Genomic DNA, 25,300 nt, shown 5'->3' with positions numbered 1-25,300 from the left:
ATTTAACGTGACATCACGCTGAGAGATATTTTTCCCCCGAGCGTTGCACGATTTGACTGGCATTGCGGGTAATATTCTGCCCTTCAAATGCCCCGTACAGACTGGAAAACGTCACCGTGTTTAACCGCTGGATGATCCCACCGACGGTTTTCGATGACAGCGGCAACATGTTCGGATAGCTCCACATAAACGACACCGCGTCAGCACCGGGAGTGACCTGCAAGATATCTCCGGCGAGGATCGTCCCTTCCCCCTCCTCCAGATACAGAACCGTTCCCCCCGCAAAATGGCCGCCCAGACGCAATAAGCTGACGCCAGGAAGCACGTTGTGTTCTTCCCCTTCCCATAGCCGAATCCAGGGGCTATCGCGCATGATCCAGGCCCTGTCAGCCGCGTGGAGCCAGACGGGAGCGTCAAACGCCTCCGCCCAGTCCTGCATGGTGGTGTAGTAATGAGGATGCGAAATCGCGATGGCGCTCAATCCCCCCATGGCGCGGATGAGTGTTCGGGTTGCCGGATCCAGATTCGCAACGCAATCCCAAAGAATATTTCCCACCGGTGTCCTGAGCAGAAACGCCCGCTGGTTTATGGCAAAGGAAGGAACCGTTTTCAGACTGAAAAGTTGCGGCGTATGCTGCTGCCACTTATTGGTATGGCTGGCGATGAGCTCATCAAAGTCCATCCAGGCCTGCCCGGATACAGGGACATATTGCCGCTCATCGTCGCAGATTTTACAACGTTTAACGTTGCCGTGGTGGTTATCGTATGAGGTGCCACAGGCTTTACACAGCGTTATCATCGTCACTCCTTTCCTCACAATAAACACCGTTAAGTATGGCAGAGGACACCGCTCGTCAGGCACGTAAGCGATTCCAGACCGAAACATCCGGACCTTCCTCATCTACACTGACATGATGTAACCGCAATCCCAGCGGCAAAATAAAAATAACAGGACGGACAGGAGTATGAAAAAAATCGCGATTATCGGAGCTGGCCCCACAGGCGTCTATACCTTTTTCTCATTACTAAAAGAGGAACAGCCACTGGAGATCGTCGTTTTTGAACGCGGAAACCGGGCAGGAATTGGTATGCCTTACACCCATTCTGATAATAGTCCAGTGATGTTGGCAAATATTGCCAGTATTGAGGTTCCCCCTCTTTTTGACACCTGGCTTGAGTGGTTGCAAACCCAGGAAGCGCAGTACCTTGCACAGTTTGCCGTTAAGAAAGAAACGCTGCACCAGCGTCAGTTTCTGCCACGCATTCTGCTCGGCGACTATTTTCGCGCGCAGTTTTTGCAGGCCGTCCACCATGCAGAAAATCGAGGATTTAAGGTGAGGTTGTACGAATCCTGTGAAGTCACGGATGTCTCAGCTGTGTCCACTGGCGTACAACTCTGGACCGATCAACACACAGAGCCGCTGCATGTCGACTTAGCAGTGATTGCCACGGGACACGTCTGGCCGGACGATGACGAATCCACGCACGCATTTTATCCCAGCCCCTGGTCCGGCTTGATGGACGCGGACGTGCCCGCCGCCAGAGTGGGCATTCTTGGAACCTCATTGAGCGCTTTGGATGCCGCAATGGCGGTTGCGGTACAGCATGGAACCTTTCACGAAACAGAGGAACATCAGGTTAATTTCTCACTGAATAAAGGCAGTGAAGCACTGGAGATTACGCTGATGTCCCGTTCCGGCATTTTGCCGGAAGCCGACTTCTACTGCCCTATTCCCTATGAACCGCTGGAGTACGTTACCGATGAGGCTATTCAGCGCGAAATCGCTGCCGGTTCAACAGAACTCCTCGATCGTGTTTTTAGATTGATGCAGCAAGAACTCGCCTTAGCCGATCCCAAATGGGCCAGGCAAATGTCGCTCTCCTCACTGGATGCGGATAGCTTTCCCGTCGCGGTGTTTGCCGACAGAGCGCGCAGCGATCCGTTCGAATGGGCGGCCGCAAATCTGAAAGAGGTCGACGAGAATAAGCGTAACAAACACACCGTTGCCTGGCGCTATACCTTGCTGCGTTTACATGAAGAGGTTCAGGAGATTGTTACGCACCTGAATGAACAGGATAGTGAACGATTTAACGTCGGTCTCGCTCGCGTATTTATTGATAATTATGCGGCGATCCCCTCAGAGTCAGTTCGCCGAATGCTGGCGTTGCACGCAGCCGGTATTCTGCGCATTCTCACGCTGGGACAGGATTACAGGAAGGAGATAAAAGCGGATCGCACTGAGATTACGACGCACAACGATCGCCTGTCCTTTGACGTATTCATCGATGCACGTGGCCAAAAACCCCTGAAGACCAAAGACTTACCGTTCCCGCGATTACGCCAGCAATTACTGTCGTGTGGAGATGCAATTCCGGACGTTGGCGATGATTACACGCTTCAGGCTCCAGAGAACGTTCGCGGACGAATTGCCTTTGGCGCCTTGCCCTATTTAATGCACGATCGCCCCTTTATCCAGGGGCTCGTCGCCTGCCAGGAAATTGGCAACGCGATGGCCAGGGCAGTATCAAAACCGGCTTCCCGCCTGCGCAGACGTTTATCGATTTACGATCGCTAACGCCGCACGCATTGTGGATGCATCCAGATTCCTATTTGCTCTATACTTGTCGGAAGTCAAAAACGAGCGAATAAAGGTGAATAATGGAAATTGATCTCGATAATCTGGTCTTTAACGGACTGGAAGAGGCGCAGGAACGTAACGCTGAACGTCTGGACGATGCGGACAAAAAAGCAGAATCGGTGATTGCCGATGATGACTGCGGCGACGCCTGCAAAATCTGATTTGTTTCAGCCTACCGCGCAGTTCTGCGCGGTAGTTCCTTCAACGTCTTTTATTTCCTTTGCATCTTCGTGGTGAGTGCAGATTTCATTCCAGTACACCTCGCGCATCCGACGGTGTTCAGCGTGTTGTTTGATCACGAAACCACTCCGGGTCAATGTTAGCAATGTCCACGCCGTACAGGCTGGCGACAGGAAGAATGGACTCCACAACGCACTGCAGATTGACCTCTGCACCGGGCTGTCGGGTCGGCTTTGGCGTGATGACAACACGCATCCAACGACGCGCCATCTGCATGTTTACCTTCTCCATCTCCGGCTCCTCTGTTTTGTCAGGTGCTTTTCATTGCAGCGCAAACCGCACAAAAAATGAAATGCGAATTCTGCGCACCGTTATCTGTTTTTGTTCGTTAGTAACCCTTCGTTAACACACTGTTCACTAATAACTTTTTGCATATAAATAAGACTTTTTTCTTCTTTTGCTGCGGGTTCGGGTTGTGGGAGCGTAAAAGGACAAACCAATAATTTCAGGGATATCAAAGAAAATGATGGCAACGAAAGAACAACGTACGAAAAAAACGACTCTCGCACTCGGCGTCATGCTCGCCACGAGTTTTTTGAGCATTCAGGTGCAGGCCGATCAACTCGCCGATATCAAGGCCGCAGGCGTGGTCAAGGTTGCGACGTTTGACGCTAACCCGCCGTTTGGCTCCGTCGATGCGAAAACCCATCAGATCGTGGGTTACGATGTTGATTTCGCTCAGGCGCTGGCAGCATCGCTGGGTGTGAAACTGGAACTGGTCGCCACTAATCCCGCTAACCGTATTCCGCTGCTGCAATCGGGGAAAGCCGATCTGATCGTCGCTGATATTACGATCACCCCCGAGCGCGCCCAGGTCATCGACTTCTCTGTGCCCTACTTTGTCACCGGTCAGCAATTCCTGGTGCCTGCCTCGTCACCCGATAAGCTGGATGAGTACAGCCGCGCACGCATTGGCGCAGTGAAAGGAACCACCGGTGAGCAGGCGCTACATCAGCGGTTCCCGCAATCCCGTGTGCTGGCCTATGACGATATCCCGCTGGCGTTAACTGCCCTGCGCAACGGCAACGTGCAGGCTATCACTCAGGACTCCACTATCCTGGCAGGTTTGCTCAGTGGCGCACCGGACAAAGCGCAGTTCAAAATCCTGCCGGATTTACTCAGCAAAGAGGAAATCGGCGTGGGCGTGAAGAAAGGCGAACCGGCGTTGTTGAAAGCGGTTAACGATGAATTATTGCGACTCGAATCCAGTGGGCAGGCAGGCAAAATTTATGATGTCTGGTTTGGCCCGGAAACGAAAAATCCGCAGCCGCGCGCCTTTAAAATTGAGGCCAGATAAGATGCTGGCTGGTTTATTCACCCCGTCCGCAGCCGGAGCTGCGGATTTCCACACATTGCGCCAGGCGCGAGTTGAGTTACGCGACGTGGTGAAAGCGTACGGCGATCACCGGGTACTCAACGGCGTCAGTCTCACCGTCGAACCCGGTGAAGTTGTGACTATTCTTGGCCCCTCGGGATCGGGGAAATCGACTCTGATCCGCCTGATTAACCAACTGGAATCATTGAGTGGCGGCGATATCTTTATTGATGACAAACCGGTCGGTCAACTTAAGGGGGCCGCGCTGCGACAGCTGCGTAGCCGCATTGGTTTTGTATTCCAGCAGTTCAATCTGTATGCCCATCTGACGGCGCAGCAGAATATCACCCTCGCGCTGGAGTACGTCCACGGCTGGAATAAAACCGACGCCACACAACGCGCCTATGCCCTGCTGGAACAGGTCGGGCTGGAAGAGAAAGCGAGTGCTTATCCGGCACAGCTTTCCGGCGGTCAACAGCAGCGGGTGGCGATTGCCCGCGCGCTGGCCTCTTCGCCGCAAATTCTCCTGTTTGATGAGCCCACCTCTGCTCTCGATCCGGAAATGATCGGTGAGGTGTTACAGGTCATGAAACGTCTGGCGCACAGCGGTATTACAATGATTGTGGTCACCCACGAGATGCATTTTGCCCGTGAAATCGCCGACCGGGTGGTGTTTATCGACGGCGGTGATATTCTCGAAATCGCCTCCCCGGAGGCCTTTTTTACCCGGCCGCAGCACCCGCGCACCCAGCGCTTTCTGCAAAAAGTGCTGGATCCGTTGCATCAGGAGTTATCACGATAATGCCGTCAATGGACTGGCAGGGAGTGCTCACCGGCCTGCCCCTGCAATGGATCCTCTCCGGATTTCTCACCACGCTGTGGGTCAGCGCCGCAGGCATTTTCCTCGCCACGCTGTTGGCCATTTTGCTGTTAGCCCTTCGTCTTTCCGGCCATCGCATGGGCCGTCGCCTGGTGGCTGGTTGGGTATCGCTGTTTCGTAACACCCCGCTGCTGGTCCAGTTGCTGTTCTGGTACTTCGCCGGCTGGAACCTGCTGCCGCGCAGTTTTATTGCTTTTGTCAACGCAGAGCATGGCTGGTCAATCCTGCCCGGCAACGTCTGGTGGCTGACCCCCGAGTTTCTTTGCTCAGCGTGGGGACTCGGCGTCTTTACCTCGGCATTCCTGGTCGAAGAAGTCGCCTCCGGGTTACAGGCCGTCTCCGCCGGACAACGCAAAGCCGCGATCTCACAGGGATTTTCCTCATGGCAGACCTTCCGCCATATCCTGCTGCCGCAGGGACTAACCAATGCCTGGCAACCGGTGGTTGGGCAATATCTCAACCTGATGAAACTATCGTCATTAACCAGCGGTATTGGCTTTGCGGAACTGACCTACCAGGTTCGCCAGATTGAAAGCTACAACGCCCATGCGCTGGAGGCCTTTGCCGTGGGCACTGCGCTTTATCTGTTCACCGGCGTGGCGCTCGGTCTGCTGTTGACCCATCTGGGGCCCGCCCTCCGACTGGAAAAAAAACCGCAAACCCGCCGGTTCCGGTTCAGGAGTCCCCAGCATGATCGCTAATATTGCGGTGATAACCGACAATCTGGATTATCTCCTGTGGGGACGACTGGCCGACGGTCAACCTGGCGGTGTATTGTTGACCCTGATGATGGCGCTGGGTGCGGCGGTGCTGGCCTTACCTGCCGGTATTGCCCTTGCCGCTCTCGCCTGGCGTTTTCCGGGCGTCATCCGTAAGGGATTGTTCATCTGGGCAGAGCTCATACGCGGGATACCGCTGATCTTCGTTATTTTCTGGATGTGGTATCTGCTCCCTATGCTTACCGGCAGCGATCTGCCCGGTGCGGCAACGGTGACGCTGGCGCTGGCCTGGTTTACCGCTGCATCGGTGATGCATTCTGTGTACGCGGGACTCAACGCACTACCCGCCGGACAATATGATGCGGCAGTGGCGCAGGGTTTTAGCTCTGTTCAGGCATTAAGAAGGGTTCTGCTACCGCAGGTGTTACGCCATATCCTGCCCTCCCTGACCGGGATATGCATTGGTCTGCTGAAGGACACATCGCTGGCGTTTATCGTCAACGTACCCGAACTGACAACCGTGGCAGGACAGGTTAACAGCCGGGAACAGATTTACCCGGCGGCTATCTTCATCTTTACGGGCCTGGTCTACTATCTGCTTTGCTACGGGCTGGAGAAAGCGACCCGGCGAGGGTTTGCGCTTCGTTGAACGATCAGCACTCAACAAACTGGTGCGCGTCGTCGAGTCGGTATTTCACACCGGCGCAGATCCCGGCTTCACCTTCAACCGCGACGGCGAAACGCATGCGTTTGCCGTCATGATACGCCAGCGCCGCGCAGCCGCCCGGTCCCAGCACGACGGAATCCACCACCCCGCTACTGGCAACAATCGCGTTATCGCCGTTACAGATGATATGCACATTATCGCCGCTGTTAGCGATTTTTGCATTGGCGCCAAAACAGACTATCTGGCTCAGGTCGCCGTTACTGGCGACATGGTTTCTATCACCGAGCGAACTCACCCGCACACGCATCCCGCTGCTGGCGATCCGCGTTCCGTTACCGGCACTACTGATTCGCGTTGAGTTCCCTGCCACAGCCAGCCGCGAGCGATCCCCGGAACTGCTGATATGGCTGTTGTAGCCAACGCTGCCAATGCGCACGCAGTATCCCGCACTGGCAATTTGTGACGCATAGCCTGCGCTGGCGATCTTCATGTTATCACCCGCACAGCCCAGATTCGCGTTATCACCCGCGTTCGCCACCTGCTGATCGCCCATTGAGGCATCTGGCCGAGCCAGTCGCGACATGGCGGAGATATCCTGGCGAGCGAAATTTTCTTCATCCAGCCAGCGCGACCAGGCGTATTCCACCAGGCTGTTCGCCCAGTCGAGATAACCTTCGCGACTCAACGCCCGATGCACATCAGCGTAGTTGCCGCCTTCAGGAAAACGGCGCAGAAACCAGCGGTACATCACCGCGCCAACCCGCCAGTTGCGTATATCTTCTCGTGTGATCAGCATACGTTAATGCCGGTGATAGCCATCGACCATGCAGCGGAACGTCTCGCCAGGCGTGCGGCCCGTAGTGCACAGGTAGAGGTGACCAAAAATAAAGAACAGGCTGATGATTGCCAGCGCGAAGTGCGCCTGCAACAACCAGTAGCGTACGCCGGGGAACAGGTCGCCCACGACCTGCGGATAGAGCGCCAACAATCCGCTCAGCAGCAACAATGGCAACAATCCGTACATCACCCCGACATAGGCCGCCTGCTGTAACGGATTAAACTTCGAACGCGGTGTTGCCGGGAACGGATGCGCTTCCCCCTGCATAATGCCAAACAGATAGAAACGGGTCTGTTTCATCGCTCGCGCCACCCAACCCTGGGGACGGATAATGTAATGATGACCGTTCCCGCCCAACGCATTGATCAGCACGAAACCGACCCAGCACGCCAGCAGCAGAAATCCGCAGACTTCGTGCACCGTCAGCAAGCTGTTAATTACCGCCGCGCTGACCAGCGAGAAATGGTTGATTAGCCCGCTACCGAGCAGGAGTAAAAACAGCAAGGCATTCGACCAGTGCCACAGGCGTACCGCGCGAGAATACAGGTAAACCTTCTCACCATGCCCGGCGGCTGCCTTGTTGGCCGCGCGAAAGCGAAGCCAGGCGTGTAACCCCAGCACCAGCCACATCGCCACCAGCAGAAGTCCGGCGATCACCAGCCAGACGGGCCAATACTCGGGAGAAAATACCGGCACATAATTTGCCAGTTGGGCCTGGAACTGTTCAGCATTCTGCGACGCGTTCATACATTATCCTTTTTAATCAAATGTTGACCGAACCGACGATACAGATGTGGCTTACCCGCGCCCGGAAGTTGATACTGGTAATAGTTATTTTCCTGAAGCCAACGCTGGATGTCCGGGCTGTCTTCGCGTCCAAACAGCAGCGCATGTTCCGGACAGGCGGTCACGCAAATGGGCGGAAAACCTTTTGCCAGTCGGGACTCGGCGCAAAAATCGCATTTGTCCGCCACTTTGGTTTGCGGATTCAGGTAACGCACCTGATAGGGGCACGCGCCGATGCAGTAACTACAGCCAATGCAGCGCGAACTGTCGACACGAACGATCCCGTTCTCATCGCGCCAAGACGCACCGGTCGGGCAAACCTCAATGCAGGGGGCATCATCGCAGTGCTGGCAGGACTGACGGAAGTAGTGATACAGCGTCTCGTTGTCATTATCTGAAACGGGAATATGCGCAATCGACAGGCGACTTCCCTGCGCGGGAACATGATTCGTTTTGCGACAGGCGCGGGTACAGATGTTACAGCCATTACATCGCGATTCATCATGGATCATGACGTAACGAACGGGGCCGCTGGCTGTTGTCTTCGCCAGCAGCGTCTGGCCGGGTCCGCTGAAGAAAATGACCGTTCCCATGCCAAGCACAAATTTTCGTCGAGTGAAGGACATCTTGTTATCCTCTAATGCTGTGGTCGCGCTCGTCCACGCTTTCCATGAATTCAGGGATTCTGAAACTGCTCAACTTCCAGCCATTCGCACAAGCCATATGCTTTGCCGTAACTCATAAAGCGTTCGCTGAATAAATACGGCACGTCGTTCGACGACGAGACCGGGCGAATATCGGCATAGTCGGGGTGCGTTTCAATCGCGGCCAGCGCGGCTTCTATCTGCTCAGGCGCGAAACCGTAAGGCGATTGTGCCAGCATGGCGATCTTGTACGGACGCGGATAGGTCTGACAGTCAAAGCGCACCGCCAGTGCGATTGCCCGACAGATATCCTTTTCCACCACCTGAACGCACATGCCGGCATAGTTGGCGGTCATGGTCTGGGTTGAGTAGTAATATTCATCCTCAGAGCCCTGCACACAGGCGATATCCTCGCCGGCGAGCCCCTCTTTGAGCGTGTCCAGTAGCGGTGTGAGTGCCGCCTCTTCTACGGAGTACGGCGGCTGCAAGAACAGCTCGCGCGCGACAAGCTGGCCGTTCGCCGAATGCTGGCGGATAAAATCCGCCATAATCTCAGCAGGGCTTTCTGCTACCGCCTGTTCATCCGCGCAGGCTATCGGCTCATGTCGCCCCTGCAACCACTGCCGCTTTTCGAGATCGACATCCGGCGCGATAAGTTGGCTCACTTCCTCTGGTTGGCTCATGTTTTTTCCTTACGCCGGCAACAGATTCTGCGCGGCCAGGTCATCGGCGACATCTTCCAGGCCGAGTCGATTCAACGTCTCACGCGTCGGGCAGCCCAATTCAGGGTGCCAGCCCATCTCTTTATAAAACAGCGTCAGGGATTCACGCATATCGTCGCGGTCCATCTTGTCGGTGCCTTCGCTAAAGACCGGAATCTTCGGATCCTTATCAAACACCCACGAGCAGATCAGATCGTGCGCATTGCGCATATCGTTGGTCTGCATCAGTTTCACCGTGTAGGCGCGATGTAGAGTGAAGATACGTTCTGCGGCTAAATCGAGACTGGCCTGAGTGGTTTCATCACCGGTTACGGCCTGAAAGAATTTGGCTTCCAGATCGAGATCCCCGCGATAGTTGCGACTTTTCAGCGGCGACACGGTCATCGGCCAGACCCAGTTACACAGCGTGACGGCGTTATGCAGGCACACTTTCAGCAACGTCCATTTGGCATATTTAATTTTTGCCGCGTTGATGGGCGTGTAATTTTTCGTTTCATCGTAGGCGTCTGGTGAACCAAACAGTTCCGCGGCGACTTCCCGCTGGAGTGTTAAAGGCAAACCCGAGCCGATGAAATTGATGTGGGTGTGGGTCATACAATCGCGGTTGAACATGCAGTTGGTGATGGCCCCCACCTGCGCCGAGGCTTCGTTGGCGTGGTGAACCGGAAAACCAAACGGTGACCACAGTTTATTTTTTTCATACGCCCAGTATTCATCACCCAGTTGCCAGCGCTCGGCAATGGCATACGACCCATCCGCCAGATGGCTAAGTTCACCCACGCGATGCGCCAGACGATAATAGAAATCCTTGATGAAATTCGGATCGCCCGCTTCCAGTTGATCCCAGCGGATCTGGGCATATTCTTCCGCCGGCAGCACGCGTTTAAACACCCCTTTGCTGTAGCAATACGTAAAGTCGCGGTGCAACTGGCCGTAGTTACACCAGATGCCGTAGTCATCAAACAGATTCAGACCCACCAGGTTGCCGATGACCCGGCCATCGCCTTTGTCTTCAAAGTCCTTCGGACCGTTCGGGAAAATGGTGGTATGGACGAAGTTCGCAACGCAGGTATTCCCGCCGGTGCTCGGCACGCCAAAGTCCTTCACGCGAGGAATGTTCATCTGCGTCATGCAGCGAATCGGACAAGAATGGCAGCCGCTCATTTTCACCGTGTACTTTTCCGCTGCCGGACCTAAATCGAAGACCGATTTGTAGGTCCTGAAGCCGACGGTGTTCTGATTACCCGGCGGGATCTCGCCGGTCTCGATCGGCCCACCTTCCGCCGCGCCCCAGAACAACCCTTTGCGTGCAGTCCAGCGTGACGCGGGCGAGGAATATTCCGCCCATGCCTGCGGTGTGCTGGGCACAACATGGTTATTATTCGCGCCAATCAGCTCCGTCATCATGTAATCATTCAACCGCTTCATCTCTTTGCGATCGGCAATGTTGACGCCTTTGGTCCCTTCCACGGCGATGGCTTTCAGATTTTTCGACCCCATCACCGCGCCGGTCCCTGCGCCACCGCTGTGGTTGCGGCTATTGAGCATACAAGAGAGCGGCACGAGGTTTTCACCCGCCTGACCAATCGCCGCCACGCAGGTTTCTGGTGACGTCATCCGGCAAATTTCTTCCGTGGTTGCACGGGTGCCTTTCCCCCACAGAAAATCGGCTTTTTCAAGCGTGACCTTGTCGTCTTTAATATTGAGCCAGACGGGGGATGCCGCCTTGCCTTCAATGATGATGGCGTCATAGCCGGCAAATTTCATTTGTGCCGCAAAAAAACCGCCCATATGTGCATCGACAACCAGATTGCCTTTTGTGAATGTAGAGAGCGACGTGATATTAACTCGAGAACTGCATGGAGCGCCGGATCCGGTAAGCGGTCCCGTCGCAAAAACTAATTTATTGCCTTCATCAAAGGGTTTAGTGCCAGCGGGTACTTCGTCGTACATAATTTTGTAGCCGAACCCCATACCGCCGACAAATTTTTTAAATTTACTGGAATCTTCAAGGGTAATATCGCCTGTTGTAAGATTGACCCGTAAAATATTACCTGTCCAACCGTAAGCCATAATGTTTTCCTTTGCAAGATTCAAACAGTAATATCTTTCCACTCGATGATTTTTAATGCCCCGGTCGGGCAGGCACTGGCGCACTCACCGCATAAAACACATTTTGACGATTTCTTCGTTTCGGTATTGACGGTGGCCATCATCCAGGGACACGCGGTAGTACAGGCGCTGCACCCGATACAGCGTCGGTGGTCAACGGCAATGCAACCGTCTTCCTGGCTCCAGGTAATCGCCCCAATGGGGCACACCTTCATGCACTGCGGATCTTTGCACTGACGACAGGTGTCCGGGGTGTAGTTCAGATCGCCATACAGGCCGCCGCCGGAGCCTGGCCCCTTGTCGCCAAAGAAATAATGACGGTGAATTTTAATGCGGGAAAAGAAGGTGCCGACGGCACCATCATTGTAATTGGTACAAGAAATTTCACAGCGATGGCAACCGGTACAGCGGGCGCGTTGGGTTACCAGCACCCCTTTCGGCGTGGAGATCAACCCCACGGTGCCGCTATCGATATCTTCTTGCTTACAGCCAAAAAGTGACAGTAACGCGGGCGCGATGGTTAACCCTGCCAGGCCTTTTCCTGATATACGCAGGAATTCCAGCCGCGTTAAGCCAGTATCTAATAATGGACGATCAACCTGGTTCATTTATTTTGCATCCTCTTCGCAAACGCAGTGCCGACAACACGTCCCAGGCTGATGCTAATTATGCTGAAACAGAGCCTCTGATGTTGCCTCCCACAGCTGAAGTTCTGCCATAACCGGATTGCATAAATAACGCAACTTAACGCAAATAAACTAATCCTTTAGGGTTAGGCGAAATAAATAATGGGAGTTATTGGTAGGTATAACTTTGATCATTATCAATTAAAAATGGGAAGGGAAATATTAAATGCGTAGTGATATTTATTATCATAAAGACAGTGAAACACTGTTCCACAAGATTACAAATAAATGTGAAATTGTTCCCAACTATAAATTAAAAAGCAGTCGTGATATATTAACAAATATAGCGAATTAGCCAATAACGGTAATATTGTCCCTGAATAATTCGCGTTTCAGGAAATAAGGGATGCGTTCATCCCCTAATGCGGTTAGCTGGCCAGCGCTTTGATTACCGTTTCCATTGCCTGTTTTTCGAGGTCGCTACGCTGAATACGCTGGTTCGCCAGTGCGGTTCTCAGTACCCCGGCAATCACGATATGTTTGGGTTCCTGTCCCAGATCGCGCATTTCCAGCACCACTTTGCCAACCACTCTGCACATCTCACGGTACAGTTCATCGTCTTTTGTCAGGTTTCCCATTATTGTCTCTCATTGCTGGTCCAGTTAAACAGCATATATCAGACTGGAGGGGATGACAAAAAACAAAGAAAATCAAATAAATAACTCACGGTACTATTCAACGATATGCGTTTCTTTCAATTGTTGCCATTTGTTGACCAGTGCCGCCAGATTTGCCGCCTGCATTTTTTCCATCACCCTGGCGCGATGTACTTCTACCGTGCGTACCGCGATGTTCATCACCTGCGCAATCTCGCGGTTCATCAGTCCATTAACGACGAAACCTGCTAACTCACGTTCTTTTGCCGTAAGTGCGCGATAACAGGTGATGATCTGTTGTCGGGCTACGGCCTGTTCCGATACCACCAGCGCACGCTCCAGCGCCGTTTGCAGCGGTTTGGCGCTGACCGGTTTTTGCAAAAAGTCTACCGCCCCCTGCTTCATCTGCTCGACGGCCATCGGCACGTCGCCATGTCCGGTCAGAAACACCACTGCCAGCGTACTTTCGCGCTGGCGCAACACCGCATGGACATGCTTACCGTCCATGACCGGCATCCGCATATCCAGCAACAGTACGCCCGTCTGATACAAATCGGCCTGCGCAAGAAAAACAGCCCCTTCTTCCCAGCACGTGACCGGATAGCCCAGGCTCTCCAGAAGAAAGGCGCAGGCATCGGTGACCGCCACATCATCATCCAGTAAATGAATTATCGCCATTGCCGCTCCTGTCCTCCTGTTGAGTAAAATCCAGTACAACCGCCACGCCAGGCAGCCCGTCAGGCGCGGTCTGATTTCGCAGGTTAATCTCTCCCTGACCGTAACGTACCAGCCGCTGACAAATCACCAGCCCCAGTCCCATCCCCTCTTTCCGACTGGTTTTGAAGGGCTGAAAGGCTTGCTGCAATAAGGCATCGTTGATACCGCCGCCATTATCCTGCAACGTCATGTGCACGCCCTGTGTCGACGCTGAGGCGTCAATCCACAACGCGGTGGCACCCGCCTGCGCCGCGTTGAGGATCAGATTAGCCAGCACCTGCTCCAGCAAAACCGGCGGCAGCAACATCGTCAACGCGCGATCGATATTGCTGTGTAAAATTAACATCGGAAACTGCTGTGCCATGCGTAACAGTTGCCAGACATGTTGAACCGCCTCGCGGATGCTGATGTTCTCCCACTCTTCCGTGCGGATCGGGCTTCCCTGAGCCTGACTCACCCAGCGCCGCAAATTACGCAGCGTCTCGGCCCCGCGCTGCGCCTGCCGATCGATATGCTCGAGCGCAGGCAGTAACGCGTGCGCCGGATCCTGAGACTGCAGGCGAATCAGGCTGCCCTGCGCGTAATGGCGAATAGCCGACAGCGGTTGATTCAGTTCGTGCGCGAATCCGGAGGTCATTTCGCCGAGAACGCTCATCTGCCTGGCCGTTTCCAGCGCCTGCTCCTGCTGGCGCAACTGGACGCTGTTGCGTTCAAGTTGGTTACCACGGCGACGAACCAGCAGCATCACCCAGATGTAGTTCAGGGTCAGCAAAAGCAGGATCAGCGCTGTCCCGCCCATCAGCCACTGATGTTGTATCAGCCAGCTTTTCACATCCAGCCATAAGCGTCGCTGCTGTGGATGCTGCTGTACGTCGCGCAGTAACGCCTCCACCTGACTGGTCGACGCCGGCGCCCCCCAATGGAACGCGGAGGTGTCAGGTGCAGCCAGCAGCGCGCGGGTGACGCGATCGGCCAGCGCATCACTGACCGCAGGCAACGCGGCAAACGACCAGTCAGGATAGAGCGGCGTACTGGCTAAACAGGCAATATTTCCGGGACGGTTGAGCACCGCGACAAAATCGGTTTTATCAACCAGTCCCTCTTCGTCCATTTTTTCCAGCAGGCAGACCGGAACAATCACCGCCTGCACCGCGTTTTCACGGAGTAAATAAAGAAGCGCATCGGCTGGAAAACCAGTAAAACGCAGGTTGAGGTCGCGCTCCGGGCGCAGGCCGGCGTCGCTCAACGCTTTGTATCCCAGCAGGTAGCCGCCGAACGCCTGAGGATCAATGGCCCCCACTGTTTTACCGATCAGATCGTGCACGCTGGTGATACCGCTGTCGCGCCGGGCAAGGATCGCACTGCCAATGACGTTCCCCGAGCCGCGCGCAGAACGCAGAGACGCCAGCCAGCGCAGCGGTGAATGGCTGTTCAGTTGCACAAACTGTGCCGGGTTGGTCACCACAAATTGTACGCTTGCGTTGTTGACCGCCGCCTGCATCTGGTGCAGATCCAGCGGCAGAATGTGGAACCGTTCTCCGGGAATCTGCTGATTAAGCTGCGTTTCCAGCGCCTGCCAGTGATTACGGGTGGAGACCTCACCCCGCATCGCCAGAATCCCGATATTCCATGCGCCCGCCAGCGAAGCGCCGCTGAACATTAAGGCCGACGCCAGCAGCGTCAGCCTCATCACCTTTTTACCTCTCACACCCTTATCCCCGTTGATTATGTTGTTTTAGTTCAACAACCCGCCGGGTATGTGGTTAACCACAATAGAGCTGCCCCCGCCACGATTTTTACACTGTAAATCATCGACATTCTTTATTCATCACACGCAACCCAACGGCGTGACAAATGTTTCGTTGTTGCCTTGAGACGGGAGAAAAAATGGACAGCAGTAAACGGCAGTTTCTCCAGCAACTGGGCGTCCTGACCGCAGGCGCGTCGCTGGTTCCACTGGCGCAGGCGAAATTTTCTTTTTCACCTGAACGCCACGGCGGTTCCACACAGCAGCGTTACGCGATGCTTGTCGATCTGCGCCGCTGCATCGGCTGTCAGGCCTGCACCGTCAGTTGTGCGATTGAAAACCAGACGCCGCAGGGCGAGTTCCGTACCCATGTGAATCAGTATCAGGTCCAGGTGGCGGATGAGGTGACCAATGTGCTGTTACCGCGTCTGTGCAACCACTGCGACAATCCGCCCTGCGTACCGGTTTGTCCGGTGCAGGCCACCTTTCAACGCGAAGACGGTATCGTCGTGGTCGATAACACCCGCTGCGTCGGTTGTGCCTACTGTGTGCAGGCGTGTCCTTATGACGCCCGTTTTATCAATCATGAAACGCAGACCGCCGATAAATGCACGTTTTGCGTCCATCGTTTAGAGGCCGGACTTCTCCCCGCCTGCGTGGAGTCCTGTGTTGGCGGCGCGCGCATCATCGGCGATATCCGCGATCCGCAAAGCCGTATTTCGCAATTAATCCGCACCCATCATGACACCATCAAAGTGTTGAAACCGGAAAACAACACCGTGCCCCATGTCTTCTATCTGGGACTGGATGAGGCGTTTGTCTCCCCGTTGATGGGCCGCGCACAACCCGCACTCTGGCAGGAGGTCTGATATGTCACCCTTAATCATTGAAGAGGTGCTGACCCGTCCACAGGCGGTGAGTTGGCTTCCCTGGGCAGTACAGTATTTCTTTTTCATCGGTATTGCCGCCTGCGGGGCGCTGTCTGGCGCCGTCCTGCACTGGCGGAAAAAGGATAATCCCGCGCTGGAAAACCTGACGCTGCTGATTACGCTAACCTGCGCAATCACCGCACCGCTGGCGCTAACCGCCGATCTCCACCAGACAGCCCGTGTCTGGCATTTCTATGCGTACCCTACGCCGTGGTCATGGATGCCGTGGGGCGCCCTGTTTTTGCCGCTGTTTACCGCGTTCCTCGGACTGTGGTTTCTGGCGCAGGTTTACAGGCAACTCACCGGTAAAAGTTACGCTGTCACAAAATGGTTCGCGTGTGCCAGCGCGCTGACCGCGATAGGATTGTTGCTCTATACCGGGCGGGAAGTCTCTGTGGTGCAGGCTCGCCCCGTCTGGTTCAGTTATGCCTTTGTGCTGGTGATGTTCCTGAGTGCGCTACAAACCTTTTTAGCGTTGTTAATCGTCGGGCTGCGCGATGATTTTCCAACGCAAAAGCGCCTCGCGCTCGGACAACTGCTGACACTGCTCGCCCTTGCAGCCGTCATTATTTTCTGGGTCTGCGGCGATACGCTTTCCGGTATGGCCATCCGCCAGTGGATGGCAATCTCCGCATCGGCACGCCATTACGCCTCAGGCTGGCTGGCATTCTGGCTGATCTCATTGCTGTTTAGCGTTATCGCCCTGCGTCGTCCGCTGTCATTGCCCCTGCGTAGCCTGCTGGCGTTGAGCGCGATGGCGCTATGCTGGCTCATGCGCTGGACGCTGCTGATTCAGGGGCAGACGCTGCCGAAATTCAACGCCCAGTTCAACCCATACGCCCTGCCCGCCGGAACCGACGGTTGGCTTGCCATCCTCGGCACCTTCGGCCTGTGGATAGCGCTGCTTATTATTATTCGCGAAAGCGTGAACGGACTCGCAAGGAGACTGCAACATGGCTAATTTAACCCGTCGTCAGTGGCTCAAAGTCGGCCTGGCCGTCGGCGGTATGGCGACGTTCGCCCTCAGCTATCGTGACGTCGCGAAGCGCGCCATTGACGGCTTGATCAACGGCACCTCGGGTAAAATCACCCGCGACCACATCACCGGTAACGCGCTGATCCCGGAAGCCAACGCGCACCCGCGCTGGCAGCAGAATACGCAGCAAACCATCGCCATGACCCAATGTTTCGGTTGCTGGACACAGTGCGGCGTCAGGGTACGCGTTGATCAACAAACCAACCGGGTGCTACGTATTGCCGGCAACCCGTATCATCCGCTTTCTCATGAGCATCATATTGACGCGTCAGTGCCATTCAGCACGGCGATGGCGCAACTGGCAGGCGAGAACGGTCTTGATGCTCGCTCGACGGCCTGCGCCAGGGGCGCGACGCAACTGGAAGGTCTGTACAGCCCGTTGCGTATTCTTGAGCCGATGAAACGCGTCGGTAAACGCGGCGAAGGTAAATGGCAGCGCATCAGCTTTGAACAATTGATCAATGAAGTGGTGGAAGGCGGCGACCTGTTTGGCGAGGGTCACGTTGACGGCCTGCGCGCCATTTATGCCCCGTCGACCCCCATTGATCCGCAACATCCGGGGTTTGGTCCTAAATCCAACCAGCTTCTGGTCACCAATACCAGCGACGATGGGCGAGATACATTTTTACGCCGCTTTGCTCTCAACAGTTTCGGTAGCAAGAACTTTGGCGCGCATGGCTCCTATTGTGGACTGGCCTATCGCGCAGGTTCCGGCGCGCTGATGGGCGATCTCGATAAAAACACCCACGTAAAGCCCGACTGGGATAACGTCGAGTTCGCACTGTTTATGGGCACCTCGCCCGCACAGTCGGGCAACCCGTTTAAACGCCAGGCCAGACAGCTTTCCAGCGCACGCCTGCGCGGTGATTTCAGCTATGTGGTCGTCGCCCCGGCGCTGCCGTTAACCACCGTGTTAGCTGACGATCACGGTCACTGGTTACCCGTGATCCCCGGCAGCGACTCTGCGCTGGCGATGGCAATGATCCGCTGGATTATCGAAAACCAACGCTACAACGCCGATTATCTGGCGCTGCCCGGCACAAAGGCCATGCAACACGCTGACGAGAAGAGCTGGACCAACGCCACGCATCTGGTGATTTCAGACGATCTTCCCGGACTGGCGGGACAGCACTTAACGCGTCGCCATCTGGACCCTTCCGCGGCCAATGATCCACTGGTTGTTAATGAACACAACGAGCTGATCCCCGCCAGTGATTGCCTGCACGCCACGCTGTTTGCCACGCGCCAGGTCACGCTCGCCGACGGACGTAGCGTGACGGTGAAGAGCAGCTTCCAGTGTCTGAAAGAATCGGCGGAAAAAATGACGCTCGCGCAGTACAGCCAGCAGTGCGGCGTGGCTGAGGACAACATCATCGCGCTGGCGGATGCCTTTACCCGTCACGGACGTAAGGCGGCGGTCGTCACCCACGGCGGCATGATGGCGGGAAATGGTTTCTATAATGCGTGGGCGGTGATGATGCTGAACGCGCTGATCGGCAACCTCAGTCTGGAAGGCGGCGTCTTTGTCGGCGGCGGAAAATTCAACGGCGCAACGGACGGCCCACGCTACAACATGGCGAGTTTTCCGGGAAAAGTGAAACCTAAAGGGCTGAGCATCGCGCGAAGCAAAACGGCGTATGAATCTTCTGAAGAGTACCGTGACAAGGTCGCCGCCGGGCGTTCCCCCTTCCCGGCCAAAGCACCGTGGTATCCGTTTGTCGCCGGTCAACTGACTGAGTTGCTGAGTTCCGCGCTGGAGGGGTATCCGTACCCGCTGAAAGCGTGGATCTCCAACATGACCAATCCCTTGTATGGCATACCCGGTTTGCGCGCGCTGGCCGAAGAAAAGCTGAAAGATCCGGCACGGTTGCCGCTGTTTATTGCCATCGACGCGTATATGAACGAAACAACGGCCCTTGCGGATTACATCGTACCGGACACGCATAATTTCGAAAGCTGGGGATTCAGCGCGCCGTGGGCTGGCGTCGCCAGTAAAGCCACCACCGCTCGCTGGCCGATTGTTACCGCTGCCACCGCCACAACCACCGACGGTCAGCCGGTTTCGATGGAGGCATTCTGCATCGCGGTGGCAAAGCAACTGCATCTACCGGGGTTTGGCGACAATGCGATATCCGACAGCGCAGGGAACCATTATCCGCTCAATCGTGCCGAAGACTACTATCTGCGCGTTGCCGCCAATATCGCGTTTATGGGGAAGGCCCCGGTCGCCGAAGCGGTAACGGAAGATATTGAACTCACAGGCGTCCGCCGCATTATGCCCGTCATTCAACAGACACTGAAAGCGGAGGAAGTCCGTCGGGTGGCGTTTATCTATTCACGTGGCGGTCGGTTCGCACCGGACAAGAGCGGACGGGCCGAAAACCAGGTCGGCAACGCGTGGGAAAAACCGCTGCAAATCTGGAACGCCGAGGTTGCCGCTCATCGTCATGCTATCACTGGCGAGCGCTACAGCGGCTGTCCGGCGTGGTATCCGGCAAGGCTCTCTGACGGACGTTCGGTGGACGACCTGTTCCCGCTGGCACAGTGGCCGTTCAAACTTATCTCGTTTAAGTCCAATACCATGGCCAGTGCGTCTGCGGTAATCCCACGTTTGCACCACGTTAAGCCGGTCAATCTGGTGGCGTTGAACCCGCAGGACGGTCAGCGTTTCGGGCTTTCCCATGGCGACACGGTGCGGATCACCACGCCGGGTGGACAGGTTGAGGCGCAAATTAGTTTGCTGCACGGCGTAATGCCTGGGGTCATCGCGATCGAGCACGGCTATGGGCATCGGGAGATGGGCGGCGCGCAACACACGCTGGACGGTGAACCGCTGCCTTTTGATGCGAAAGTGAAATCGGGGATTAACCTGAATGACCTGGGATTTGCCGATCCGACGCGAAAAGTCAGTAACACCTGGCTGGACTGGGTGTCCGGCGCCGCGGTCCGTCAGGGGCTGCCAGCAAGAATTGAGCGGGTCTGACACTTGCACGGATGGCAACGCTCGCGCGTTTTACCCGGCCTACAGGACATCGTAGGCCGGGTAAGGCGAAGCCGTCTCCCGGCAAAAACGGATCAGTTATTCACCGGAATGACCGCGCCTATGTATTTGGTGCGGATCCACTCCTGAATCTCTTTTGAGTGCAGGACGTTAACCAGTGCGACGATATCCTTTTTCTTCTCGTCGCCACGATGTACGGTAATGATGTTGGCATACGGGTTGTTCTCACCGCTTTCCACCGCGATCGGGTCGTGGACCGGATCCAGACCAGCGTCGATAGCGTAGTTGGCGTTAATCACCACCGCATCACCTTCATCGTTGTTGTACATTTGCGGCAACAGCGCGGCTTCCACGTTAGGCAGGAACTTCAGCTTCTTCGGGTTATCCACGATGTCGCTGATGCGTGCGGTCACTTTGTCCACGCCCGGCTTCAGTTTGATTACGCCCTCTTTCTCGAAGATAGACAGAATACGCCCCTCTTCCGACACTGCATCACGCATGATGATTTTGCCGCCTTCCGGCAGATCCTTCAGTGATTTAACCTTTTTCGAATAGATGCCGATAGGCTCAATGTGGATGGCGCCCGCACTGACAAAATCGTAGGTCTTATCCCCGGCATGGTCTTTCAGCACACTGTTCAGATAGGGAATATGCTGGAAGTAGTTGGCATCAATCTCACGGCCCGCCAGCGCGGTGTTCGGCAGGATGTAGTCCTGGAACGGTTTAATCTCCAGATCGATCCCCTGTTTCGCCAGAATCGGTTTGGCCTGTTCGAGGATTTCGGCATGCGGTACGTTAGACGCGCCCACGGTCAGCGTGTCCGCCCAGGAGGCGAAGCTCAGGGCACTTAAGGTGGCTGCGGCGAGAAGTGTCAGTGATTTTTTCATGATAATGGTTTCCGTATTTTATTAGCGTTTATCTAACAGAGAAGTGATCACATCGCCGCAGAACTGGATAATGAAGACGATAACCAGAATGGTCACTGTCGCCACCAGCGTGACGTCGTTGTGGTTGCGCTGGAATCCTTCCAGATAAGCCAGATTCCCTAAACCACCTGCCCCGATCACCCCAGCCATCGCGCTGTAACTGACCAGCGCAATCAGCGTCACGGTGATACCGGACACCAGAGCGGGTGACGATTCAGGTAACAAAACCCGAAAAATTAAGGTGCCAAGACGAGCGCCCATTGAACGTGTGGCTTCAATGACGCCCTTATCCACTTCGCGCAGGGCGATCTCAACCAGGCGCGCGTAGAATGGCGCGGCACCGACAATCAGCGCCGGTAAGGCGGCATTCGCGCCAAGAATGGTGCCGACAATCGCTTTGGTAAACGGGATCAGTAAGACGATCAAAATAATGAACGGGATCGAGCGGAAAATATTCACCACCAGCGAAATGCCGCTGTACAGCGCACGGTTCTGGAACAGCCCACCGCGTGCGGTCAGAAACAGCGCCAGTCCGAGGACGATACCGAGAACAAAGGTCGCAATCCCGGAGAGCGCGGTCATGTACAGCGTCTCCTGAGTAGCGGCAAACAGTTGATCCCATTTCAGATGGGGAAACAGATTCTCAGCCATGTTGAATCACCTCACCGTCAATGCCGCTTTTTTGCAGGTCGTCCAGAATGTTATTGAGTTGCTCTTCCGACGCCACCACGTGCAGCCACAGCTGGCCGAACACGCCATGCGCCGTCTGGGTCATTTTGCCGTGCAGGATATTGAATGGCAGACCGTAGCGCAGGGTCAGTTCGCCAACGATCGGCTGATGCGTGCTGTGCCCGGTAAAGGTTAATTTAATTACCGTGCCGCCCAGTTCGCTCGCCAGTTGCGGGTTAAAGGCTTCTTCATCAGCATACTGTCCCACCTGGCGGACAAACTGACGAGTAATCGGCTGTTGCGGATGCGTGAAGACGCTCAAGACGTCGCCTTCTTCCACCACCTGACCGTTCTCCATCACTGCCACACGATCGCAGATTTTGCGCACCACGTGCATTTCATGGGTGATCAACACAATCGTCAGTTGGAAGCGGCGGTTGATATCAAGCAGCAGATCAAGAATTTGATCGGTTGTTTGCGGGTCCAGCGCCGACGTGGCTTCATCGCACAGCAATACATCCGGGCTATTGGCCAGCGCGCGTGCAATCCCCACGCGCTGCTTTTGCCCGCCGCTCAGCTGTGACGGAAAGGCATTTTCGCGCCCCGTCAACCCTACCAGTTCAATCAGTTCCGCCACGCGAGCCTGAATTTTTGCTTTTGGCGCACCGGCGATTTGCATAGAAAAGGCGATGTTATCGCGCACGGTGCGCGACCACAGCAGATTAAAATGCTGGAAGACCATGCTGATTTTCAGGCGCGCCTGGCGCAGCGATTCGCCGCGAGCGGCAGAAATATCATGACCGTTGATGGTCACGCTGCCCGCGGTTGGTTTTTCCAGCCCGTTGAGCAGACGAATCAGGGTGCTTTTCCCGGCACCGCTGTAGCCAATAATTCCGTAAATCTGTCCCTGCTCCACGGTCAAATTGACATTATCAACCGCAGTAATGGATAGCCGGCCTGGCGTGAACACTTTCGAAATATTTTTCAGGACAATCATGTCGTTTGGGTATCCGCGGCTGCTTATTGTTATCCTGCCAGCGCTTTCGGCTATTTAGCAGTATGGATGTCCAAACGAGTGTAATCAGGGTAATTTAGATTTGAAATGATTTAAAAGTCATTTGTTATAACTCGAAGGAATATGTCGAGTTGCGCAACACAGCCTGGTTTTTGCGTTTGCGCAATTGGCAGACACGACTTGTTTAATAACAATTTGTTGTGTAACTGCCTGGATGTATTCTGAAACACCGTTTCCATTTTCCTTTTGTGTCTGTTTCAGCGTATAATGCGTGACAATTGTCACTTGAATGGTTTCAGCACATTGACCTGTCATACTCAGAGACTACAAAACGTCCCTTTTTGTCGGGCTGAACGACGAGCACACATTCCTCTGCACGCTCTATCGATGTCACCTATCCTTAGTGCGAGGCATCACAACTTTCGTAATACAGGTTTAGCTTCCAGTCAGTGCGTTCCGGAAGCCGGCTTTCCATATCCTTCTCAACTTAAAGACTAAGACTGTCATGAAAAAGACGAAAATTGTTTGCACCATCGGTCCGAAAACCGAATCTGAAGAGATGTTAACCAAAATGCTGGACGCGGGCATGAACGTCATGCGTCTGAACTTCTCTCACGGTGACTATGCAGAACACGGTCAGCGTATCCAGAACCTGCGCAACGTGATGAGCAAAACCGGCAAGAAAGCGGCCATCCTGCTCGACACGAAAGGTCCGGAAATCCGTACCATCAAGCTGGAAGGCGGTAACGACGTTTCCCTGAAAGCGGGTCAGACCTTTACCTTCACCACCGATAAATCTGTGGTGGGGAATAACGAAATCGTTGCCGTGACCTACGAAGGTTTCACCTCCGATCTGTCCGTGGGTAATACCGTACTGGTCGACGATGGTCTGATCGGTATGGAAGTTACCGCGATCGAAGGCAACAAAGTCATCTGTAAAGTGCTGAACAACGGCGACCTCGGCGAAAACAAAGGCGTTAACCTGCCAGGCGTTTCTATCGCCCTGCCGGCGCTGGCAGAAAAAGACAAACAGGACCTGATCTTTGGTTGCGAACAAGGCGTTGACTTTGTTGCGGCCTCTTTTATCCGTAAGCGTTCTGACGTGGTTGAAATCCGTGAGCACCTGAAAGCGCACGGCGGCGAGAAGATCCAGATCATCTCCAAAAAAGAAAACCAGGAAGGCCTGAACAACTTCGACGAAATCCTCGAAGCGTCTGACGGTATCATGGTTGCCCGTGGCGACCTGGGCGTTGAAATCCCGGTTGAAGAAGTGATCTTCGCGCAGAAGATGATGATCGAAAAATGTATCCGTGCGCGTAAAGTGGTTATCACTGCGACCCAGATGCTGGATTCCATGATCAAAAACCCGCGTCCGACTCGCGCTGAAGCAGGCGACGTAGCGAACGCCATCCTCGACGGCACCGATGCGGTGATGCTGTCAGGCGAATCCGCAAAAGGTAAATACCCGCTGGAAGCGGTCACCATCATGGCGACCATCTGTGAGCGTACCGACCGTGTGATGACCAGCCGTCTGGACTTCAACAATGACAGCCGCAAATTGCGCATCACTGAAGCCGTCTGCCGTGGCGCGGTGGAAACCGCGGAAAAACTGGAAGCACCGCTGATCGTGGTGGCCACTCAGGGCGGTAAATCCGCTCGCGCAGTGCGTAAATACTTCCCGGACGCCACCATTCTGGCGCTGACCACCAACGAAGTGACTGCCCGTCAGCTGGTGCTGAGCAAAGGCGTTGTGGCCCATCTGGTGAAAGAAATCGCGTCTACTGATGATTTCTATCGTCTGGGTAAAGAGGTTGCTCAGCAGAGCGGTCTGGCTCAGAAAGGTGACGTTGTGGTGATGGTTTCTGGTGCTCTGGTACCGAGCGGCACGACTAACACGGCATCTGTTCACGTACTGTAATAATTCTCGAGTGAATTAATTCGATTAAAAAGCGCCCTCGCGGCGCTTTTTTTATTTTTCCAATAGCCACTATTAATAAAAAAGCAAATCGGATTGAGCTATCTAATTACAGATTATCTAAGACGAATCCGATGGAAGCAGCCTGTTTTCACACGGTTTTTTAGCCGTTTTTGCGCATTTCGATGCTTCTTTGAGCGAACGATCAAAAATAAGCGTCTTCTCATCAAAAAAATATTCTCAACATAAAAAAGTTTGTGTAATACTTGTAACGCTACATGGAGATTAACTCAATCTAGAGGGTATTAATAATGAATCGTACTAAACTGGTACTGGGCGCGGTAATCCTGGGTTCTACTCTGCTGGCTGGTTGCTCCAGCAATGCTAAAATCGATCAGCTGTCTTCTGACGTTCAGACTCTGAACGCTAAAGTTGACCAGCTGAGCAACGACGTGAACGCAATGCGTTCTGACGTTCAGGCTGCTAAAGACGACGCAGCTC

26 protein-coding genes are annotated in these 25,300 nt (G+C 54.7%); 12 read left to right on the top strand and 14 right to left on the bottom strand.

Annotated elements, in window-relative coordinates; all coding sequences use genetic code 11:
• Positions 1-13: 13 nt before the first annotated feature.
• The gene (locus AB7E14_RS03700) at positions 14-799 is read right to left on the bottom strand and encodes an MBL fold metallo-hydrolase (protein ID WP_428169329.1); all 786 of its coding nucleotides are present in this window, start codon (positions 797-799) and stop codon (positions 14-16) included.
• Between the two features lie 166 nt (positions 800-965).
• On the opposite strand from AB7E14_RS03700, the gene AB7E14_RS03695 reads away from it, so the two are divergent.
• Positions 966-2,576: an FAD-NAD(P)-binding protein gene (locus AB7E14_RS03695; RefSeq protein ID WP_316962272.1), complete on the top strand. Its 1,611-nt coding sequence runs from the start codon at positions 966-968 to the stop codon at positions 2,574-2,576.
• An 83-nt stretch (positions 2,577-2,659) separates the two neighbouring features.
• Positions 2,660-2,800 (top strand): hypothetical protein, encoded by a 141-nt coding sequence (locus AB7E14_RS03690; RefSeq protein ID WP_090050030.1) that lies wholly within the window; start codon positions 2,660-2,662, stop codon positions 2,798-2,800.
• Positions 2,801-2,918: 118 nt separating this feature from the next.
• On the opposite strand, the gene AB7E14_RS03685 is transcribed toward AB7E14_RS03690, so the two are convergent.
• A complete protein-coding gene (locus AB7E14_RS03685; protein WP_316962320.1) occupies positions 2,919-3,110 on the bottom strand; it encodes a hypothetical protein in 192 nt (63 codons plus the stop codon).
• Between the two features lie 232 nt (positions 3,111-3,342).
• On the opposite strand from AB7E14_RS03685, the gene AB7E14_RS03680 reads away from it, so the two are divergent.
• Genes AB7E14_RS03680 through AB7E14_RS03665 form a run of 4 tightly spaced genes read left to right on the top strand, consistent with a single transcriptional unit; the run spans position 3,343 to position 6,442 of the window.
• Entirely contained in the window at positions 3,343-4,176 is an 834-nt protein-coding gene (locus AB7E14_RS03680) for an ABC transporter substrate-binding protein (RefSeq protein ID WP_316962271.1), read from the top strand.
• Position 4,177: 1 nt separating this feature from the next.
• Positions 4,178-4,996 (top strand): amino acid ABC transporter ATP-binding protein, encoded by an 819-nt coding sequence (locus AB7E14_RS03675; RefSeq protein ID WP_090050027.1) that lies wholly within the window; start codon positions 4,178-4,180, stop codon positions 4,994-4,996.
• The gene (locus AB7E14_RS03670) at positions 4,993-5,775 is read left to right on the top strand and encodes an amino acid ABC transporter permease (RefSeq protein WP_316962318.1); all 783 of its coding nucleotides are present in this window, start codon (positions 4,993-4,995) and stop codon (positions 5,773-5,775) included. Before AB7E14_RS03675 ends, AB7E14_RS03670 begins: the two co-directional genes overlap by 4 nt.
• Positions 5,765-6,442, top strand: coding sequence for an amino acid ABC transporter permease (locus tag AB7E14_RS03665; protein ID WP_316962270.1), 678 nt, complete (start codon positions 5,765-5,767; stop codon positions 6,440-6,442). Before AB7E14_RS03670 ends, AB7E14_RS03665 begins: the two co-directional genes overlap by 11 nt.
• Positions 6,443-6,446: 4 nt before the next feature.
• Here the strand turns inward: AB7E14_RS03665 and ydhT are convergent, their stop codons facing one another.
• The 9 genes from ydhT to ttrS form a co-directional block, all read right to left on the bottom strand.
• A complete protein-coding gene (ydhT, locus tag AB7E14_RS03660) occupies positions 6,447-7,256 on the bottom strand; it encodes a protein YdhT (RefSeq protein WP_316962269.1) in 810 nt (269 codons plus the stop codon).
• 3 nt (positions 7,257-7,259) lie between these two features.
• Positions 7,260-8,045 (bottom strand): thiosulfate reductase cytochrome B subunit, encoded by a 786-nt coding sequence (gene phsC / locus AB7E14_RS03655; protein ID WP_044326966.1) that lies wholly within the window; start codon positions 8,043-8,045, stop codon positions 7,260-7,262.
• Positions 8,042-8,710 carry a 4Fe-4S dicluster domain-containing protein gene (locus AB7E14_RS03650; RefSeq protein ID WP_044326967.1) on the bottom strand — a complete coding sequence of 223 codons (669 nt, stop codon included), beginning with the start codon at positions 8,708-8,710 and terminating at the stop codon, positions 8,042-8,044. The genes phsC and AB7E14_RS03650 overlap by 4 nt, the downstream gene beginning before the upstream one ends.
• A gap of 50 nt (positions 8,711-8,760) precedes the next feature.
• Positions 8,761-9,411 (bottom strand): YdhW family putative oxidoreductase system protein, encoded by a 651-nt coding sequence (locus AB7E14_RS03645; protein WP_316962267.1) that lies wholly within the window; start codon positions 9,409-9,411, stop codon positions 8,761-8,763.
• Positions 9,412-9,420: 9 nt separating this feature from the next.
• Positions 9,421-11,523, bottom strand: a complete 2,103-nt coding sequence (locus AB7E14_RS03640; RefSeq protein WP_316962266.1) for an aldehyde ferredoxin oxidoreductase — start codon at positions 11,521-11,523, stop codon at positions 9,421-9,423.
• A 20-nt stretch (positions 11,524-11,543) separates the two neighbouring features.
• Complete coding sequence (locus tag AB7E14_RS03635; protein ID WP_043000829.1) at positions 11,544-12,170, bottom strand: ferredoxin-like protein; 627 nt, start codon at positions 12,168-12,170, stop codon at positions 11,544-11,546.
• 446 nt (positions 12,171-12,616) lie between these two features.
• On the bottom strand, positions 12,617-12,826 hold the full coding sequence (gene fumD, locus AB7E14_RS03630) for a fumarate hydratase FumD (protein WP_044254724.1): 210 nt from the start codon (positions 12,824-12,826) through the stop codon (positions 12,617-12,619).
• Positions 12,827-12,919: 93 nt separating this feature from the next.
• Positions 12,920-13,522 (bottom strand): tetrathionate respiration response regulator TtrR, encoded by a 603-nt coding sequence (ttrR, locus tag AB7E14_RS03625; protein ID WP_054176656.1) that lies wholly within the window; start codon positions 13,520-13,522, stop codon positions 12,920-12,922.
• The gene (ttrS, locus tag AB7E14_RS03620) at positions 13,497-15,269 is read right to left on the bottom strand and encodes a tetrathionate respiration histidine kinase TtrS (protein WP_316962265.1); all 1,773 of its coding nucleotides are present in this window, start codon (positions 15,267-15,269) and stop codon (positions 13,497-13,499) included. The genes ttrR and ttrS overlap by 26 nt, the downstream gene beginning before the upstream one ends.
• 179 nt (positions 15,270-15,448) lie before the next feature.
• On the opposite strand from ttrS, the gene ttrB reads away from it, so the two are divergent.
• Genes ttrB through ttrA form a run of 3 tightly spaced genes read left to right on the top strand, consistent with a single transcriptional unit; the run spans position 15,449 to position 20,256 of the window.
• Positions 15,449-16,177 carry a tetrathionate reductase subunit TtrB gene (gene ttrB / locus AB7E14_RS03615; protein WP_043000833.1) on the top strand — a complete coding sequence of 243 codons (729 nt, stop codon included), beginning with the start codon at positions 15,449-15,451 and terminating at the stop codon, positions 16,175-16,177.
• Between the two features lies 1 nt (position 16,178).
• Positions 16,179-17,198, top strand: a complete 1,020-nt coding sequence (ttrC, locus tag AB7E14_RS03610) for a tetrathionate reductase subunit TtrC (RefSeq protein WP_316962264.1) — start codon at positions 16,179-16,181, stop codon at positions 17,196-17,198.
• Positions 17,191-20,256: a tetrathionate reductase subunit TtrA gene (gene ttrA, locus AB7E14_RS03605; RefSeq protein WP_316962263.1), complete on the top strand. Its 3,066-nt coding sequence runs from the start codon at positions 17,191-17,193 to the stop codon at positions 20,254-20,256. Before ttrC ends, ttrA begins: the two co-directional genes overlap by 8 nt.
• Positions 20,257-20,348: 92 nt before the next feature.
• On the opposite strand, the gene AB7E14_RS03600 is transcribed toward ttrA, so the two are convergent.
• From AB7E14_RS03600 to AB7E14_RS03590, 3 genes are read right to left on the bottom strand one after another with little or no spacing between them, the layout of a single operon-like run.
• The gene (locus AB7E14_RS03600) at positions 20,349-21,161 is read right to left on the bottom strand and encodes a MetQ/NlpA family ABC transporter substrate-binding protein (protein WP_428169328.1); all 813 of its coding nucleotides are present in this window, start codon (positions 21,159-21,161) and stop codon (positions 20,349-20,351) included.
• Between the two features lie 21 nt (positions 21,162-21,182).
• Positions 21,183-21,851, bottom strand: a complete 669-nt coding sequence (locus AB7E14_RS03595) for a methionine ABC transporter permease (protein ID WP_044327385.1) — start codon at positions 21,849-21,851, stop codon at positions 21,183-21,185.
• Entirely contained in the window at positions 21,844-22,866 is a 1,023-nt protein-coding gene (locus AB7E14_RS03590; RefSeq protein ID WP_058587998.1) for a methionine ABC transporter ATP-binding protein, read from the bottom strand. Before AB7E14_RS03590 ends, AB7E14_RS03595 begins: the two co-directional genes overlap by 8 nt.
• A gap of 285 nt (positions 22,867-23,151) precedes the next feature.
• On the opposite strand from AB7E14_RS03590, the gene AB7E14_RS03585 reads away from it, so the two are divergent.
• The 3 genes from AB7E14_RS03585 to lpp form a co-directional block, all read left to right on the top strand.
• Entirely contained in the window at positions 23,152-23,382 is a 231-nt protein-coding gene (locus tag AB7E14_RS03585) for a hypothetical protein (RefSeq protein WP_418219699.1), read from the top strand.
• 7 nt (positions 23,383-23,389) lie between these two features.
• Positions 23,390-24,802, top strand: a complete 1,413-nt coding sequence (pykF, locus tag AB7E14_RS03580) for a pyruvate kinase PykF (RefSeq protein WP_428169327.1) — start codon at positions 23,390-23,392, stop codon at positions 24,800-24,802.
• A 308-nt stretch (positions 24,803-25,110) separates the two neighbouring features.
• A partial coding sequence (gene lpp, locus AB7E14_RS03575; protein WP_060456180.1) for a murein lipoprotein Lpp occupies positions 25,111-25,300 on the top strand: 190 nt, incomplete at its 3' end.

It is taken from the genome of Citrobacter sp. (genome assembly GCF_050252275.1).
Classification (GTDB): Bacteria; Pseudomonadota; Gammaproteobacteria; order Enterobacterales; family Enterobacteriaceae; genus Citrobacter_A; species Citrobacter_A amalonaticus.
Note: the sequence above shows the minus strand (reverse complement) of the source record. Positions and strands in the feature narration are given on the sequence as shown.

Excerpts from the sequence above, each read along its gene's own strand:
- AB7E14_RS03695 (WP_316962272.1), top strand. The coding sequence starts at position 966 with ATGAAAAAAATCGCGATTATCGGAGCTGGCCCCACAGGCGTCTATACC.
- AB7E14_RS03595 (WP_044327385.1), bottom strand. The coding sequence starts at position 21,851 with ATGGCTGAGAATCTGTTTCCCCATCTGAAATGGGATCAACTGTTTGCC.
- AB7E14_RS03685 (WP_316962320.1), bottom strand. The coding sequence starts at position 3,110 with ATGGAGAAGGTAAACATGCAGATGGCGCGTCGTTGGATGCGTGTTGTC.
- ttrC (WP_316962264.1), top strand. The coding sequence starts at position 16,179 with ATGTCACCCTTAATCATTGAAGAGGTGCTGACCCGTCCACAGGCGGTG.
- ttrR (WP_054176656.1), bottom strand. The coding sequence starts at position 13,522 with ATGGCGATAATTCATTTACTGGATGATGATGTGGCGGTCACCGATGCC.
- AB7E14_RS03600 (WP_428169328.1), bottom strand. The coding sequence starts at position 21,161 with ATGAAAAAATCACTGACACTTCTCGCCGCAGCCACCTTAAGTGCCCTG.
- AB7E14_RS03645 (WP_316962267.1), bottom strand. The coding sequence starts at position 9,411 with ATGAGCCAACCAGAGGAAGTGAGCCAACTTATCGCGCCGGATGTCGAT.
- phsC (WP_044326966.1), bottom strand. The coding sequence starts at position 8,045 with ATGAACGCGTCGCAGAATGCTGAACAGTTCCAGGCCCAACTGGCAAAT.
- AB7E14_RS03640 (WP_316962266.1), bottom strand. The coding sequence starts at position 11,523 with ATGGCTTACGGTTGGACAGGTAATATTTTACGGGTCAATCTTACAACA.
- AB7E14_RS03690 (WP_090050030.1), top strand. The coding sequence starts at position 2,660 with ATGGAAATTGATCTCGATAATCTGGTCTTTAACGGACTGGAAGAGGCG.
- AB7E14_RS03635 (WP_043000829.1), bottom strand. The coding sequence starts at position 12,170 with ATGAACCAGGTTGATCGTCCATTATTAGATACTGGCTTAACGCGGCTG.
- AB7E14_RS03675 (WP_090050027.1), top strand. The coding sequence starts at position 4,178 with ATGCTGGCTGGTTTATTCACCCCGTCCGCAGCCGGAGCTGCGGATTTC.
- AB7E14_RS03665 (WP_316962270.1), top strand. The coding sequence starts at position 5,765 with ATGATCGCTAATATTGCGGTGATAACCGACAATCTGGATTATCTCCTG.
- AB7E14_RS03680 (WP_316962271.1), top strand. The coding sequence starts at position 3,343 with ATGATGGCAACGAAAGAACAACGTACGAAAAAAACGACTCTCGCACTC.
- AB7E14_RS03650 (WP_044326967.1), bottom strand. The coding sequence starts at position 8,710 with ATGTCCTTCACTCGACGAAAATTTGTGCTTGGCATGGGAACGGTCATT.
- AB7E14_RS03590 (WP_058587998.1), bottom strand. The coding sequence starts at position 22,866 with ATGATTGTCCTGAAAAATATTTCGAAAGTGTTCACGCCAGGCCGGCTA.
- AB7E14_RS03585 (WP_418219699.1), top strand. The coding sequence starts at position 23,152 with ATGCGTGACAATTGTCACTTGAATGGTTTCAGCACATTGACCTGTCAT.
- ttrA (WP_316962263.1), top strand. The coding sequence starts at position 17,191 with ATGGCTAATTTAACCCGTCGTCAGTGGCTCAAAGTCGGCCTGGCCGTC.
- AB7E14_RS03700 (WP_428169329.1), bottom strand. The coding sequence starts at position 799 with ATGATAACGCTGTGTAAAGCCTGTGGCACCTCATACGATAACCACCAC.
- pykF (WP_428169327.1), top strand. The coding sequence starts at position 23,390 with ATGAAAAAGACGAAAATTGTTTGCACCATCGGTCCGAAAACCGAATCT.
- ydhT (WP_316962269.1), bottom strand. The coding sequence starts at position 7,256 with ATGCTGATCACACGAGAAGATATACGCAACTGGCGGGTTGGCGCGGTG.
- fumD (WP_044254724.1), bottom strand. The coding sequence starts at position 12,826 with ATGGGAAACCTGACAAAAGACGATGAACTGTACCGTGAGATGTGCAGA.
- ttrB (WP_043000833.1), top strand. The coding sequence starts at position 15,449 with ATGGACAGCAGTAAACGGCAGTTTCTCCAGCAACTGGGCGTCCTGACC.